The organism is Enterococcus sp. AZ188, assembly GCF_050544075.1.
Lineage (GTDB): Bacteria > Bacillota > Bacilli > Lactobacillales > Enterococcaceae > Enterococcus_D > Enterococcus_D entomosocium.
In genome coordinates, this window is the sequence record NZ_CP172943.1 from 443598 (window position 1) to 459351 (window position 15754).

Consider the following 15754-nt stretch of genomic DNA (forward strand, 5'->3'; position numbering starts at 1 on the left):
TCATCTCCTCAATAATTTCTCGGTGGAATCTGATCGAAATCCATGTCACTGGAAAAAACTGTTTCATGGACATAGATTTCACGAGGAATGGCATCGGCGCCGCGAGCCAAGTAGCGAGAGATGGCATTTTTGACGAACACCCCGGCATCTGGGTTGCACTCAACGACACAATTGACCACTCCTTGCTTCAATTTATCGATCATTTCTTTTTGAGCATCGATCGATACGATCACTAAATCCTTCCCCGGCTCAATATCGGTTTTTTCTAAGGCTTCTAGGGCACCCAACGTCATCTCATCATTGTGGCTGAACAAGACATCAATCTGTTCCATTTTGCCTGCTTCGATGTATTGTTCGATGACTTCTTTGCCTTTACGGCGGATGAAATCGCCGTTTAATTCGTCTACGACTTGGATCGTCACATTGTTATGGGCATAATCACGCTTGATGGTTTCTCGGAACCCTTCTGAGCGCAAATACGTCGGGGACGTAGCATCCAGTCCCGTCAATTCTAAAACATTGACTGTTTTGTTCTCATGCTCTTTATAATAATTACTAACGTAGAGACCTGCACGATTGCCCTCGGCTTTGAAGCTTGGCCCGATATGGGTCAAAAATAAAGAGGGATCGCTGACATTGACATGTCGATCTACCACGAAAACGGGAATCCCAGCTTGGGCCGCTTCTTCCAAAATCGGTTCCCAATTGTTTTCCTGAATGGGGGTAAAGACGATGGCATCGACTTGATACACGATAAAATTACGGATATCTTGGATCTGTCGCTCTTGATTCATATAACCGTTACGATAAAGGACTTCATAGCCTTCCTTCTCTAATTCAGTGCGGATCGATTCCGTATGGCGTTTACGCCAGCTGCTTTCCGTTCCCGACTGGGAAAAACCGATCACAATACTTTCTTCCGCTGTTTCAGTGGTTGTTTCTTTGTTTGCTTGGCAACCAGCCAAGCAAGCTAGAAACAAACAGACGAACAACCCAATTTTTATATTCCTCATTTTTTTCACCTCTATGGTCTATTCTACTAAAAAATACGGAAGCGCTTTACACAAAATATCAAATCAAATAAAAACCAAGGGAATCTTAAAAAATCCAAGATTCCGAAGAGAAAAGGGGGTAACTGGGCCGTTTTTTCTCAAGAAATCCAAGAAACCTCGAAAAAATCTAAATGTAAGCGATTCCTTAACTAGCTATACTGAATATGTAAGAAAAAGACATGGAGGGATCACAATGAAAGGTACTTTTGGTAAATTGGTCGTCCTAGCATCCACCTTATTGGTTGGTGGATTGTTAGCAGCTTGTGGGAATGGATCAGATAGCGGGGCAAACGGTGACGGAGACAAAGGATTTGTTGGGATCGCGATGCCGACCAAATCGGCAGAACGATGGATCGCAGATGGCAACAATATGGTAGAGGAATTAGAGAAGCTTGGCTATAAAACTGACCTGCAATATGGAGAAGACAAAGTAGAAAACCAAGTGGCACAAATTGAGAACATGATCACCAAAGGTGTTGATACCTTAGTGATCGCCTCGATCGATGGTTCGGCACTGACGGACGTGTTGGAAAAAGCCCATAACGAAGACATCACAGTCATCGCCTATGACCGTTTACTGATGAACTCGGAATACGTCGATTATTATGCCACCTTTGATAATTTTGGGGTCGGCGTGCTGCAAGCGTCTTATATTGAAGACAAATTAGGCCTTAAAGACGGTGAAGGACCATTTAACATTGAATTATTCGGCGGTTCTCCAGATGATAACAATGCACTGATCAATTATAATGGGGTCCTTTCGGTCTTCCAACAATACTTTGACAGCGGACAGCTAGTCGTTCCTTCCGGTCAAACCAACTTCAACCAAATCGCTACCTTGCGTTGGGATGGTTCAACCGCGCAAGCTCGGATGGACAACTTATTGAGTGCCAACTATACGGATCAAACATTGGATGCTGTTCTTTCACCTTATGATCCAATCAGCCTAGGAATCATTTCATCGCTTAAAGGTGTGGGCTATGGTTCCTCTGATAAACCACTGCCTGTGATCACCGGTCAAGATGCGACGGTGGCAGGAGTGAAATCAATCATCGCGGGCGAACAAACCCAAACGATTTTTAAAGATACACGAGTGTTAGCGAAAAACACGATCGAAATGATCGAAGCCATCACCAATGGCGAGGAAGTGCCAGTCAACGATACTGAAACCTATGACAATGGCGTCAAAGTCGTACCAACCTACTTGTCAAATCCCGTTTCTGTGGATAGCGACAACTACAAAGAAGAACTGATCGATACCGATTACTATACAGAAGAAGAGCTGGGCATTTAAGCAAGGAGTGCAGATCCAGCGAGAAAAGATGCTAGTTTCCCCTCAAGCAGCAGGGAAGAACGAATCATCCCCAGTATTCGTTCTTTCCGCTTTTCTTGCAAAGGGAGCGCATCACTTTTACATAAAAAGGAAAAGGGTGAAAGAACATGGCAGATAATATTTTGATGATGAAAGGCATCGTCAAAGAGTTTTCAGGGGTTCGCGCCCTTGATAACGTCAACCTCTCGATCGAGCGAGGAGAGATCCACGCACTGTGTGGAGAAAATGGCGCCGGAAAGTCCACGCTGATGAATGTCTTAAGCGGACTCTATCCTTACGGCAGCTATGATGGAGAGATCTATTATGAAGGGGAGTTATGCAAGTTCAAAGATTTGCGGGACAGTGAGGACAAAGGAATTGTTATTATTCATCAAGAGTTAGCCTTAAGTCCTTACCTGTCGATCAAAGAAAATATCTTTCTAGGAAATGAACAAGCCAAGCACGGCATTATTGATTGGGATCTGACCGAAAAGAAAACAGATAACCTCTTAAAGATCGTTGGCTTGAAATTAGACCCGAATACGCTGGTTTCACAAATCGGTGTCGGGCATCAACAGCTGGTGGAAATTGCCAAAGCATTTTCAAAATCCGTCCGATTGTTGATTTTAGATGAACCAACCGCGGCGTTGAATGAAGAAGAAAGTGCCAATCTGTTAGAGCTGATCAAAGAGTTTCGCAACCAAGGGATCACCTCGATCATTATCTCCCACAAGCTGAATGAAATCGTCAATGTGGCGGATCGCATCACGATTTTACGAGACGGGCAAACGATCGAGACGCTGAGCGGGGCCGAAATCTCTGAAGAGCGTATCATTCGCGGCATGGTTGGGCGAGATTTGACCAATCGTTACCCAGAGCGGAAACCCGCTATTGGTGAACCGTTTTTTGAAGTCAAAAATTGGACGGTCCATCATCCAATCGACCATACCCGTGTGGTGAATGAAAATTTGAACTTGATGATCCGCAAAGGAGAGATCATCGGCATCGCCGGTTTGATGGGTGCGGGACGGACAGAGTTTGCCATGAGTGTCTTCGGTCATTCCTATGGCAGTTCGATTTCGGGGGAAGTCTATAAAGACGGCCAACCGATTTCTGTCAAAGACGTGCCAACCGCCATCAAAAATGGGTTAGCCTATGTGTCGGAAGACAGAAAAGCGTTGGGCTTGAATCTGCTGATGGATATTCGCGAGAATACCACCATTGCTAGTCTTGCCAAAATCAGCCGCCAAGGGGTCATCGATAAAGAAAAAGAAGTCACGATGGCTGAAGAATTCCGCAAAAAAATGCGGACGAAAACCAATTCGATCTATCAAAACGTCGGCAGCTTGAGCGGCGGGAATCAGCAAAAGGTCGTTTTGGCAAAATGGCTGATGACCACACCAGACATCTTATTTTTAGATGAACCGACCCGTGGGATCGATGTCGGGGCGAAATACGAAATCTATACGATCATCGAAGAGATGGCAGCAGCTGGCAAAGCCATTTGCATCATCTCCTCGGAGCTGCCAGAACTATTAGGCATGTGTGACCGAATCTATACGATGAACGAAGGCCGCTTCACTGGCGAGGTCCTGCGGGAAGAGGCGGACCAAGAACGATTGATGAATCTAATGACATTAGAAGAGAGTGGGGTTTGAGATGGAAACAACCAATAAATTAAAAAAAGAACGCAGCCATTCGCTGAAAGAAAAGGCACTGGAAATCTTTAGCAAATACAGTATGATCATTATCTTAGCAGTGCTGCTGGTGGCCTTTCAGCTCATGACCGACGGGATTTTCTGGCGGCCGCTGAATATCACCAACCTCGTGTTGCAAAACAGTCATATTCTCGTTTTGGCAGCTGGTATGCTCTTGGTCGTCTTGTTAGGACACGTTGATTTATCCGTAGGGTCCGTGATGGCGTTTGTCGGTGCGATTGCAGGCGTCTTAATGGTCAATAACGGCATCAGTCCTTGGCTGGCAGTGCCTCTTTGCTTACTGATGGGCGCAGTGATCGGTGCCTGGCAAGGGTTCTGGGTCGCGTATGTCGGTATCCCAGCATTTATCGTGACCTTGTCTGGTTTACTGATGTTTCGAGGACTGACCCAAGTCGTCTTAGGGGGTCAATCATTGGCGCCGTTTCCCAAGGCATTCCAACAAATTTCTACTGGGTATTTGCCAGATATTGCAGGCGGTCAGATCCATTTACTTTCCATGATTTTAGGTGTAGTGATCACGGGCATCCTGATTTTAGGCCAATGGCGGACCCGTGAGCGTCGCAAAAAAAATCTTTTTGAAGTGGAATCAATGGCAGCCTTTGCCTTTAAAGCCGTCTTTACTGCGGTCGTATTTCTCGGCGCTACCTATATCTTTGCCTCTTATCAAGGGTATCCGATCATTTTGATCGTCTTAGGGGTGATCGTGGCTGCTTATGGCTTTTTGACTAACAAAACCGTTGCTGGTCGTCAAATCTATGCAACCGGCGGCAACAAAAAAGCAGCCGAACTTTCGGGAATCAAGACGAAGAAAATCACCTTCTGGGTCTTCGTGAACATGGGGATGATGGCAGCTTTGGCGGGCTTGGTTTTAGCGGCTCGGTTGAATGCAGCCACACCGCAAGCGGGAACATCAATGGAATTAGATGCAATGGCCGCAGTGTATTTCGGCGGTGCTTCTACCTCAGGCGGTATTGGTACTGTGATGGGGGCGATCGTTGGTGGTCTCGTGATGGGTGTCTTAAACAATGGGATGTCGATCTTAGGGGTCGGTGTCGATTGGCAGCAAGCCATCAAAGGGTTGATTTTGCTGCTGGCTGTCGTGCTGGATATCTACAATAAGAAAAAGAAAATTTCGTAGGAGGGCCTGTTTATGGAGGACCAAGCACAAAAGACGATTTTATTGATTTGTACCGCCGGCATCACTACGGGTCTCTTAGTGAAAAACATGCAGCGGGCCGCAGATGAAAAAGGGCTAGCTGTGCATATCTATTCGGCACCAGCCATCATTGCTGAACAGATCCTGCAGCAGCAAACAGTCGATGCTTTGTTGATCGGTCCGCAGTCGAAGTACGAAGTCAATCGATTAAAAGACTTTCTCATGGTCAAAGCGGTGCCATATAAATTAATCAAAGAAACAGATTACGAGCTGTTAGATGGCGAAGCTGTCCTTACAGACAGCCTGACCCTCTTACAAAACGATCACTAGGCTCGCGTAAAAAGATGTGTCTTTTAGCGTTTGAATATGTTGTTTAGAGTAGTGCCTTGCGAATCCCCCAAGCAAGCACTACTCTTTTTATCGTAAAGTAGTTTGATCACCTGATAGGGAAGACCCGTCGATTGAATGGTGCTTCAGTCAGTTCCTGTACTTCGTTTGCCAGTGAGCGTACAGATGACGGAAGTACAGTAAAGGCGTTGGATCTTTTCCAATGAGGAAACAGTCAAGAATCGATCTTGTATCTGTTTCCTTAAAGCAGCAAACAACTCATAGAATGGAGGAACAGATTATCGAACCAGCAGAACTTACCCAGATTCGCCCCAGTAAACGACAACTACAGTGGCAGCAGTTGGAATTTTATGGCTTTATCCACTTTGGTCTCAATACGATGACCAATCGTGAATGGGGGCTCGGCAATGAGTCGCCAACGGTATTTGACCCGCAAAAGCTAGACTGTCATCAATGGGTTTCCACAATGAAGCAAAGCGGTATGCAGGGAATCATTTTGACCTGCAAACATCATGACGGCTTTTGCTTATGGCCAAGCCAGCACACTGCTTTCACAGTCGCTTCAACGCCCTGGCGCAATGGTCAAGGTGATTTAGTGAAAGAACTTTCTGATGCTTGCCGTCAAGCAGACCTGAAATTCGGCATTTATTTATCGCCTTGGGATCAGCATGAAGCTTGTTATGGAATGGGGCAAGTCTATGATGATTTTTATACGGCGCAGTTGACAGAACTTTTAACCAATTATGGTGATATATTCGAAATATGGTTAGATGGGGCCAATGGTGAAGGACCCAATGGAAAACGCCAAAACTATGATTGGGAACGGTATTATCAAGTGATTCGTGAGCTGCAACCCAATGCAGTGATTGCGGTTTGCGGACCGGATGTCCGTTGGGTAGGAAACGAAGCGGGGCAAACCAGACTTCAAGAATGGAGTGTGGTGCCAGCAGCATTAAAGGATGCTGAAAAAACAGCGAGTCATTCGCAAAAAGCCGATAGCACAGCGTTTCGGCAATCGATTTCCAGTATGGAAATCGATTTAGGAAGCCGACAAGCGCTGAAAAAGTACGGCATTAAAGAAGCTGCCGAATTGGCTTGGTACCCTGCTGAGGTCAACTTATCGATTCGCCCCGGCTGGTTTTATCATCCATCAGAAGACCAACAAGTAAAAAGCGGCGCTGAGCTCTGGTCTTTTTACAAGCAGATCGTTGGGGGCAATAGTTCTTTTCTACTTAATGTGTCGCCGATGCCGGATGGTATGATCCATCCAACGGATCAAAAGGCATTGCAGCAATTAGGTCACTCGATTAAACAATTGAAAGAGGTGACGACTGAAAGGAACGGCACGTTTGCGAGCTCTTCAACCAGTGTGTCCAGCAGAATGGATAAGCTCCAACTATCTCAAGCGTTTGGCCAGTATTGGAAACCGGACTTGGAAGACAAACGGCCATGGCTGACCCTACATTTTGCAGAACCGGTCGTCATCAATTCACTTGTATTGAAGGAAGCGATTCAATATGGGCAACGGGTAGAAAAAGCAAAAATTTTTCTGCAAACTGTAGCAGGACCACAGTTACTGACCGAAATAGTGACGATCGGCTATCAAAAAATCATCAGCTTTGAAGCGGTCGGCGTGTCTGCTGTCAAAATCGTTTTTACTCAAGTTCGGCAAACACCGATCATTCAAACCATGGCCGCGCGCTATGTGCCTCAGGAAGAATAAAGTAACCCAAAAACAGACAGTCGGCTGACTGTCTGTTTTTGAGGGATACAAATAAGGAATAAAAGTGGATATTAGTTAAATGCGACTGCCTAGGGGGCAAATCCGAGAACAGTGCATGGTAACTACAAATTAAGGAAGTGTGATGACATTTTCTGAATCTTTGTCGAAGAAATGCGCTTTGTTGATGTTGAAAGCTAAATCAACTGTTTCACCTGGACGGTGGAAGTCGCGGGCATCAACTTTCGAGATAAATTCAGTCGCACCTACACGTGTATAAAGCATTGTTTCTGCACCTAATAGTTCAGATACGACCACTTCGGCACGTACAGTTGCTTCAGGAGAAGCTTCCAATGCGATTTGTTCACTGTGGATATCTTCTGGACGAATACCAAAGACTAATTGTTTGCCTTCGTAGCCTTTTTCAACAAGAATCTTATTCTTGCCTTCAGGAATACGTAAATTCAAACTTTGACCATCAGAGATCATACCGTTATTCAACGTAACATTGAAGAAGTTCATTGCTGGTGAACCGATAAAGCCGGCAACGAAAATGTTTTTCGGTGTGTTGTAGACTTCTTTTGGTGAACCGATTTGTTGAATGAAACCATCTTTCATGATAACGATCCGGTCAGCCATGGTCATCGCTTCTGTTTGGTCATGGGTTACATAGATCGTCGTTGTTTCTAAACGTTGGTGTAATTTTGCGATTTCCGCACGCATGGCAACCCGCAATTTCGCATCTAAGTTTGACAACGGCTCATCCATTAAGAAGACTTTGGCATCACGAACGATGGCACGGCCTAAGGCAACCCGTTGACGCTGACCACCTGAAAGGGCAGCAGGTTTACGATCTAAGTATTCTGTCAAACCTAAGATCTCAGCGGCATTTTCTACGCGTTTTTTGATTTCTTCTTTGTCGTATTTACGCAATTTCAAACCAAATGCCATGTTGTTAAAAACAGTCATATGGGGATACAATGCGTAGTTCTGGAAAACCATCGCGATGTCGCGGTCTTTTGGTGCTACATCGTTCATTACTTTTCCACCGATGCTCAATTCGCCTTCAGAAATATCTTCTAAACCAGCGATCATTCGAAGGGTTGTTGATTTTCCGCAACCAGAAGGTCCAACGAAAACGATAAATTCGCGATCCGCGATATCTAAATTAAAATCAGTTACCGAATACGCATCATTATTGTCATATTTTTTGTGGATATTTTTTAAGGCCATTTCTACCATTGGGATTACCTCTTTCCATTTAGTTTACATGAATAGCATAAATGAAAACGCTTCGAATGCGCAACGGAAACCTGCACAAGAAAAAAACGTTTTCTTGTGCAGGTTGTTTAATTGCTCTGATGGGTGAACTGATCGATCAATAAATAGCAAAGCAGCAGATCATCCATATTTTTTAAATTTAAGCGCGTCAGTGTTTGAAACTTATCGATCTTATATAGGAGAGAATTCCGATGCATGAACAGTTCTTTGGCTGTGGAGCTTGCATTGCCTTGATTGCGCCACAGGGATTGAATGATCGTTTCGGTCTCTTCTTCAAACCAATCTAGATATAAGGTACGAAACAAGGAAATATACTCGGAAAAGCCATTGCGAAAAAGAGAAAAGACCACTTTGGGCAGATCCATACTTTTACTGGTGGTTTTCGTTTTTAACTCATTTTTGAACAGGGTAGACTCACTTGCCCATAAGGTAGTGAAATCGTGGCGCGGATGATGGAAGGGACCGACGAACAGCTGAGAATAGCAGTCGAAATCCATATCCAAAGCCACGAATAAGCCGTCGAGATCTTCGATGGGTAAATTAGTGTCGTCTTGTTTTTCTACGATCACCGCATGGTCTTCGGTGAGGAAAAAAAGATCCACCACGCTAGGGAGCATTTGCTGAATCTCTGCGAGCCATTCGGATTGCAAGGAGTCAATGGTTCGGGTGAAATGAACTTGCAGCATTCGGACCCACGTTTGGTCTTGAACGGGCTGATGTTCAAATAAAATCGGATACCATGGATGGTTTCGGTTGTCGATTTCTGGTTGCAAAGAGCCGTTTCCCAGTTGGATCAGCAGTTTTTCACTGGCACTTAATTGGTCAGTTGGCAGCCAAATATATTTTTTGCCGAAAGCGATGGATTCGATGTCCTTCGTTGTGGATACTTTGTCATGCAGCGTTGCCTGGGGGAAACGCGCTTTGATGTCATTAAAAGAAAAAATGAGAAAGACCTCCTTTGAGATACTCTACGTATTCTTCATTTAGTATAGCATGTTCTAAAAAAACCGTTCAAAATTTTCCCAGAAAAAAAGCACAGCCCTTCACCGAAATCTCTGCCTTCGCATGGCAGGAGGGCTGGTTTTTCCCCGAAGCGATGGCTTCTATAATCCTAATAGTTGTTTTTTCTTCAACGCAAATTCTTCTTCAGTCAGAATTCCTTCATCGACCAACATTTTCAGTTCGCGAAGTTCAGCAATGACCTGTTCCGTCGTGTTTACAGTTGGTCGCGGGGGCAGCATCACATGCTCACGGGGGAAGTTAGTGAGATAGCGCTGTATGATCCGAGCAATCAGCAGGTCTTTTTCGGCAAAGCAAAGGGAGTGGTTTGGTTCCGTCCTTCTGCGAGACTGGGTTTCTCTGATTGCCCCGCCGCCAATATACAGTTCCAAGAAGCCATTGCCTTTCCAAAGACCAGATTCGGCAACTTCTTTCAGACTGACACTGGTGATCTGGGGAATCTGCAAAACCTGCTTTTCTTTCTTTTTGTAGTCGATGATCGTGAGCGTATCTTCTGTGATGGCCCAAGCCTCACGATAATGATAAGACAGTAATTTGATTTTACCAGCCTCCTCATCCACGTAACTTTTGGCTGATTGCCCGCCAAGTACTGCAAGGCGAGTGGTTAAAAAATCATAGGCTTTTTGGGCATCGATTCGATTGGTGAAATAAAGCAGATGAGGATCACCTGGTACCTGCAGGCGGAGGTAGTCCACTAAGAGACCTTTGCCTATATGTAATTCCACATCGGCAATTTTTGCCATGGGAATCTTTTCATCTGGGATTTTTGGATGGGTATGGTTTATCAAAACACCTTTACTGGTAATAAACCAGCGACAACTAGCCTCGTGTTTGCGATTCTCTCGATATTTTTTTGAATAAAGAATGATTGGCGCCTCACGATTTTCATTCATATTTCTCGTCAAAGTGTTTGCCTCCTTCATAGAAATAACTAACTATTTATTCAATTATACAACAAATTTAATCTTATTTATTTTTATTATGAGTAAAATATAGGTGAATGATCGTTTGGAATTTTTTCTCTATTACTTTTTCAGAAAAATTAGTATAGCAGCAATTGACAAGGAAGCGGTTTCTTGGTATCGTAGATGTACGGACAACTTTTGAAAGATGGGATGAAAATGGCGAATAAGTACGAACAACTAGCGGATATCTTAAGAGAAAAGATCCGCTTAAGCACCTATCAAGAAGGCGATGCGATCCCTTCAGAAGCAACCTTACAGGAAGAATTTCATTATAGCCGCCACACGGTGCGCCAAGCGATCGCTGTTTTGGTCAATGAAGGTTATTTAAGAAAAGAACGGGGCTCAGGTACCTACGTTTCAAAACCTGAGACTGTCAATCATAAAAACCGCAAAACGATTGGGATCATCATGACCTATTTGTCTGATTATATTTTCCCATCGATCATGCGTGGCGTGGAGCAGACATTGCGGGAGCAAGGCTACTCACTGCTTTTAGGCTCAACCAACAATGACCATGAGCAAGAAAGAGCGTGCTTGCAGCAAATGATGGATCAAGGGGTAGACGGGGTGATCGTTGAACCAACTAAGAGCAGCCAGTATAACCCGAATCTTGCCTATTATGTCGCACTCCAAGAAGCTGGGATTCCTCTCGTCATGATCAATGCCTATTACGAAGAACTAGACTTGCCGCATATTTGTGTCAACGATACACGATCTGGTTTTTTAGCAACCAATTATCTATTAGAACAACAGCATCAGCAGTTGATGATGATCACGAAAATCGATGACTTACAAGGGAAATATCGGATGAAAGGGTTTGTCAAAGCGTTGACCCAAGCCAAGCGGACGTTTGCAGCAGAAGACGTCTTGACGTATACGACGGAGACGAAAGAAGCCGTTATTGAACAAGCGATCCAGCGCTTGACGGCTGCCGATAATCAAGTCACAGGCATCGTTTGTTACAACGATGAGATCGCGCATCGTTTGATTCAAGCATTGACGGCTGCTGGGAAGAACGTTCCTACTGATTTTTCGATCGTAGGAAACGATGACTCGCCCCTTAGCACCTTGTCCACACCGACGATCACCACACTGACTCACCCGAAAGAAGCGATGGGGGAATTGGCAGCACAATGGATCACTACAGGGAAGGCAACAGAAGCACAACACTTTTATTTTGAACCAGAGCTGATCGTTCGCGGTTCAGTCAATAACCAAAAAGGAGAGTAAGAAGATGACGCAACAAGTAAGGCAAGCAATTATTGACGGGCGCACGTCTCTTGGGATCGAGCTAGGCTCGACACGGATCAAAGCTGTCTTGATCGATGAGCGGTTTCAGACGATCGCTTCTGGCAGCTTTGAATGGGAAAATCAATTGGAGCAAGGGATTTGGACCTACTCGCTAGAAGCGATTTGGCAAGGACTGCAAGCCAGCTACCAAGAGTTGGCGCACAATATCCAGCAGCAATTCGAGGTACCTTTGACGACGATCGGCAGTATCGGTTTTTCTGCAATGATGCACGGCTATATGGCCTTTGATCAGCAAGGCACGCTGTTGGTCCCTTTTCGGACATGGCGCAATGCGATCACGGAAGAAGCAGAAAAAGTTTTGACGGCATTGTTCCAATACAACATCCCGCAGCGTTGGAGTATCGCGCACTTGTATCAAGCGATTTTGAATCAAGAAGCCCACGTACCAGAGGTCGCTTTTTTCACTACCTTAGCCGGCTATGTCCATTGGCAGCTGACAGGAGAAAAAGTTATCGGAATCGGTGATGCATCTGGGATGTTCCCAATCGATAGTACGACAAAAAACTATGATGCGAATATGCTGCAGCAATTTGATGCGCAAATCAGCAGTCAGGGGTATCCTTGGCAGATCAAAGACCTTTTGCCACAAGTGTTGACAGCAGGCGAACCAGCCGGCACATTGACGGCAGAAGGCGCAAAAAAACTCGACCCAACCGGTACCTTGCAAGCCGGCATCCCGTTATGTCCGCCAGAAGGCGATGCGGGCACTGGCATGGTTGCCACGAATAGTGTGGCACAGCGAAGCGGGAATGTTTCAGCCGGGACGTCGGCTTTTGCCATGATCGTCTTAGAAGAACCCTTAACGCAAGTGTATCCAGAGATCGATTTGGTCACGACGCCTTCTGGTGATTTGGTGGGGATGGTCCATACGAATAACTGTACCTCGGAGATCAATGCCTGGGTCAAACTTTTCCGCGAATTTGCCGACGCAGCTGGAATGAAACTTTCCACGGAAGAATTGTTTGCGACCTTATTCAACGAAGCATTGAAAGGGGATTCAGAATGTGGCGGGATGCTTTCTTATGGCTATTATTCTGGTGAAAATATCACTAAGATCCCTGAAGGACGGCCGCTTTTCGTCCGATCGCCAGAGAGTTCTTTTACTTTAGCAAATTTCATGCGCTTACATCTATTTAGTGCCTTTGGTGCGATGAAGATCGGGATGAAGATTCTGGAAGCCGAAGACGTCGCCATTGATCGAATCGTTGGTCACGGGGGGATCTTCAAGACGCCAGAAGTTGCCCAACGTGTCTTGGCAGCTGTCATGGAAGCCCCAGTCACGGTCATGGAAACGGCTGGTGAAGGCGGCGCCTGGGGGATCGCCCTTTTAGCAGCATACCTTCGCCGTCACACGCCAGAACAATCCTTGGCAGCATTCTTAGCAGATCAAGTGTTTAAAAATGACCACGGCGTGACGTTAGCCCCAACGGAAGCGGACATTCAGGGATTCACCGTCTTTACCCAACGTTACCAAGCAGGGTTGCCGATCGAGCAAGCGGCAATCGATGCGTTGATTTAAAAAGAAAGAAGGGAATTTTGTGTTAGAAGGATTAAAAGAAGAAGTCTTTCAAGCCAATTTGGCATTGCCGAAGCAAGGATTGATCAAATACACCTGGGGCAATGTGTCAGCAGTGGATCGCCAACAGCAGTTGTTTGTCATCAAACCTAGCGGTGTTGACTATGAAACCATGCAAGCCAGTGATATGGTGGTTTGTGATTTTGAAGGCAACGTAGTGGAAGGAGCAAAAAATCCTTCCTCCGATACGCCGACGCATGCCGCTTTATACAAAGCATTTCCAGAAATTGGTGGGATCGTCCATACCCATTCTACTTGGGCAACGAGCTGGGCTCAGGCAGGACTCGATCTGCCAGCGATGGGCACGACCCATGCCGATACGTTTTATGGAGCAGTCCCCTGTGCCCGCTTTTTGACGCAAGCCGAGATCGATGAAGGCTATGAAGCACAAACAGGACAGGTGATCGTCGAAACCTTTAAGGAACGCGGCATCACGCCAGAAGAAATTCCTGGTGTCTTGCTTCACGGTCATGGACCGTTTACCTGGGGCAAAACGGCGGATGCGGCGGTGATGAACGCAGTTGTCTTAGAAGAAGTCGCTAAGATGAATTTTATCACGCACCAGCTCAACAGTTACGCACCCGAATTGCCGCAGCGGGTCTTAGACAAACATTATTTACGCAAACATGGAGAAAATGCCTATTACGGGCAAAAATAACGAAAAAGGAGCAAGTAGAATGTTAGAAATCGGGAAAAAAGAATTTTGGTTCGTCGTAGGATCACAGCACTTATATGGAGAAGAAGCATTACAAGAAGTACGGGATCATGCAGAAGAAATGGTCAAAAGCTTAAATGACAGCTCAAAGCTGCCTTATCCAGTTGTTTTACAAGAACTCGCTGTTACTGCCGATACGATTACGAAAATCATGAAAGAAGTCAACTATCGGGATGAAGTCGCTGGGGTGATCACCTGGATGCACACCTTCTCACCAGCAAAAATGTGGATTCGCGGCACGAAATTATTACAAAAACCATTGCTGCACCTTGCCACTCAATACAATGAACAAATTCCATGGGAAACCATCGATATGGACTTTATGAACTTGAACCAAGCGGCTCATGGTGACCGAGAATACGGATTTATCAATGCCCGTTTGAAAAAGCAAAACAAAATCGTTGTCGGTTATTGGAAAAATGAAGCCATCCAAAAAGAAATTGCTGCTTGGATGGACGTGGCAGTCGGCTACAATGAAAGCTTCCAAATTAAAGTCGCTCGTTTTGGCGACAACATGCGTAACGTTGGGGTGACGGAAGGCGACAAAGTCGAAGCACAGATCCAATTTGGTTGGACCGTTGATTATTTTGGGATCGGCGATTTGGTACAAGTTGTCGATGCGGTGACTGACGAAGAAATCGATGCACTCTTTGAAGAATACAGCCAGCTGTATGATTTCGATTATGGCGATTACGACAAAGAAGAGTGGGCACGTCATGTCAAAGCACAAGCCAAACAAGAAATCGGTCTGCGCCGCTTCCTTGAAGCAGGCGGCTATACGGCATTTACCACGAACTTTGAAGACTTGTATGGTATGCAGCAGTTGCCTGGTTTAGCTGTACAACGCTTGATGGCAGAAGGCTATGGGTTTGCCGGTGAAGGGGACTGGAAAACAGCCGCTATTGACCGCTTGATGAAAATCATGGCTCACAATAAAGCGACTGGCTTTATGGAAGACTACACCTATGAGCTGACACCAGGAAAAGAAGCCATCTTGCAATCCCACATGATGGAAGTCGATCCGGTATTAGCAGCCAGCAAACCAAAAATCGTGGTTTCGCCATTGTCGATGGGGGATCGTGAAGACCCAGCCCGGCTCGTGTTTGACGGCCAAGGCGGCGAAGGGGTCGTGGTTTCGATGGCCGACTTTGGTACTCACTACAAATTATTGATCAATGAAGTCGATGCCTTTGAGCCAACTGAAGAAGCACCAAAACTACCGGTTGCACGAGTAATGTGGACGCCAAAACCAAACTTCCACGATGGCGTCAAACAGTGGATCGAAACAGGCGGTGGCCATCACACAGTTGTCTCACTTGTCCTAAATTCTGATCAGATCGAAACATGGGCGAAACTTGTAGGATTGGAATACGTAACGATCAAATAAGTACCCAATCACAAAAGGAACCGTTGGCGATGCCGGCGGTTTCTTTGCGTTTTTCTTAAGCTTTCTTGCCTTCTGGCTGTAAAGTGCGGGCAAGCAAACCCTTGAAAGCACCAGCAATCAGCAAAATTGACTTTTAAATATAGGGGGCATAGACTTTTATGTAAGAGTGGAACAATGGACTAAAAGGAGGAGC

At 45.5% G+C, this 15754-nt stretch carries 13 protein-coding genes; 9 read left to right on the forward strand and 4 right to left on the reverse strand.

The features are described 5' to 3' along the window. Positions 1-8: 8 nt before the first annotated feature. A complete protein-coding gene (locus IGI86_RS02120; protein ID WP_194199303.1) occupies positions 9-1013 on the reverse strand; it encodes an ABC transporter substrate-binding protein in 1005 nt (334 codons plus the stop codon). 232 nt (positions 1014-1245) lie between these two features. Here IGI86_RS02120 and chvE point away from each other — a divergent pair, with 232 nt between their 5' ends. The 5 genes from chvE (at position 1246) to IGI86_RS02145 (ending at position 7309) form a co-directional block, all read left to right on the forward strand. Next, entirely contained in the window at positions 1246-2346 is a 1101-nt protein-coding gene (gene chvE, locus IGI86_RS02125; RefSeq protein WP_086372573.1) for a multiple monosaccharide ABC transporter substrate-binding protein, read from the forward strand. Positions 2347-2492: 146 nt separating this feature from the next. Further along, the gene (gene mmsA / locus IGI86_RS02130; RefSeq protein ID WP_005232243.1) at positions 2493-4022 is read left to right on the forward strand and encodes a multiple monosaccharide ABC transporter ATP-binding protein; all 1530 of its coding nucleotides are present in this window, start codon (positions 2493-2495) and stop codon (positions 4020-4022) included. Between the two features lies 1 nt (position 4023). Next, complete coding sequence (gene mmsB, locus IGI86_RS02135) at positions 4024-5220, forward strand: multiple monosaccharide ABC transporter permease (protein ID WP_005227258.1); 1197 nt, start codon at positions 4024-4026, stop codon at positions 5218-5220. A gap of 12 nt (positions 5221-5232) precedes the next feature. Next, positions 5233-5568, forward strand: a complete 336-nt coding sequence (locus tag IGI86_RS02140; protein ID WP_005232241.1) for a PTS sugar transporter subunit IIB — start codon at positions 5233-5235, stop codon at positions 5566-5568. Between the two features lie 220 nt (positions 5569-5788). After that, a complete protein-coding gene (locus tag IGI86_RS02145; RefSeq protein WP_430601341.1) occupies positions 5789-7309 on the forward strand; it encodes an alpha-L-fucosidase in 1521 nt (506 codons plus the stop codon). A 129-nt stretch (positions 7310-7438) separates the two neighbouring features. Here IGI86_RS02145 and IGI86_RS02150 read toward each other — a convergent pair whose 3' ends face one another. The 3 genes from IGI86_RS02150 to IGI86_RS02160 form a co-directional block, all read right to left on the reverse strand. After that, positions 7439-8548 carry an ABC transporter ATP-binding protein gene (locus IGI86_RS02150; protein WP_008376142.1) on the reverse strand — a complete coding sequence of 370 codons (1110 nt, stop codon included), beginning with the start codon at positions 8546-8548 and terminating at the stop codon, positions 7439-7441. A 107-nt stretch (positions 8549-8655) separates the two neighbouring features. Further along, on the reverse strand, positions 8656-9360 hold the full coding sequence (locus tag IGI86_RS02155; RefSeq protein WP_008376141.1) for a helix-turn-helix domain-containing protein: 705 nt from the start codon (positions 9358-9360) through the stop codon (positions 8656-8658). 330 nt (positions 9361-9690) lie between these two features. Then, the gene (locus tag IGI86_RS02160; RefSeq protein ID WP_422705424.1) at positions 9691-10530 is read right to left on the reverse strand and encodes an SHOCT domain-containing protein; all 840 of its coding nucleotides are present in this window, start codon (positions 10528-10530) and stop codon (positions 9691-9693) included. A gap of 165 nt (positions 10531-10695) precedes the next feature. Between IGI86_RS02160 and IGI86_RS02165 the strand changes: the two genes are divergently transcribed. From IGI86_RS02165 to araA, 4 genes are read left to right on the forward strand one after another with little or no spacing between them, the layout of a single operon-like run. Next, positions 10696-11802, forward strand: a complete 1107-nt coding sequence (locus IGI86_RS02165) for a GntR family transcriptional regulator (protein ID WP_430617695.1) — start codon at positions 10696-10698, stop codon at positions 11800-11802. Between the two features lie 4 nt (positions 11803-11806). Further along, the gene (locus IGI86_RS02170) at positions 11807-13402 is read left to right on the forward strand and encodes a xylulokinase (RefSeq protein ID WP_430617696.1); all 1596 of its coding nucleotides are present in this window, start codon (positions 11807-11809) and stop codon (positions 13400-13402) included. A gap of 19 nt (positions 13403-13421) precedes the next feature. Beyond that, entirely contained in the window at positions 13422-14117 is a 696-nt protein-coding gene (locus tag IGI86_RS02175; protein WP_005232231.1) for an L-ribulose-5-phosphate 4-epimerase, read from the forward strand. Positions 14118-14136: 19 nt separating this feature from the next. Next, positions 14137-15561 carry an L-arabinose isomerase gene (araA, locus tag IGI86_RS02180; RefSeq protein ID WP_034878099.1) on the forward strand — a complete coding sequence of 475 codons (1425 nt, stop codon included), beginning with the start codon at positions 14137-14139 and terminating at the stop codon, positions 15559-15561. Positions 15562-15754: the final 193 nt, after the last annotated feature.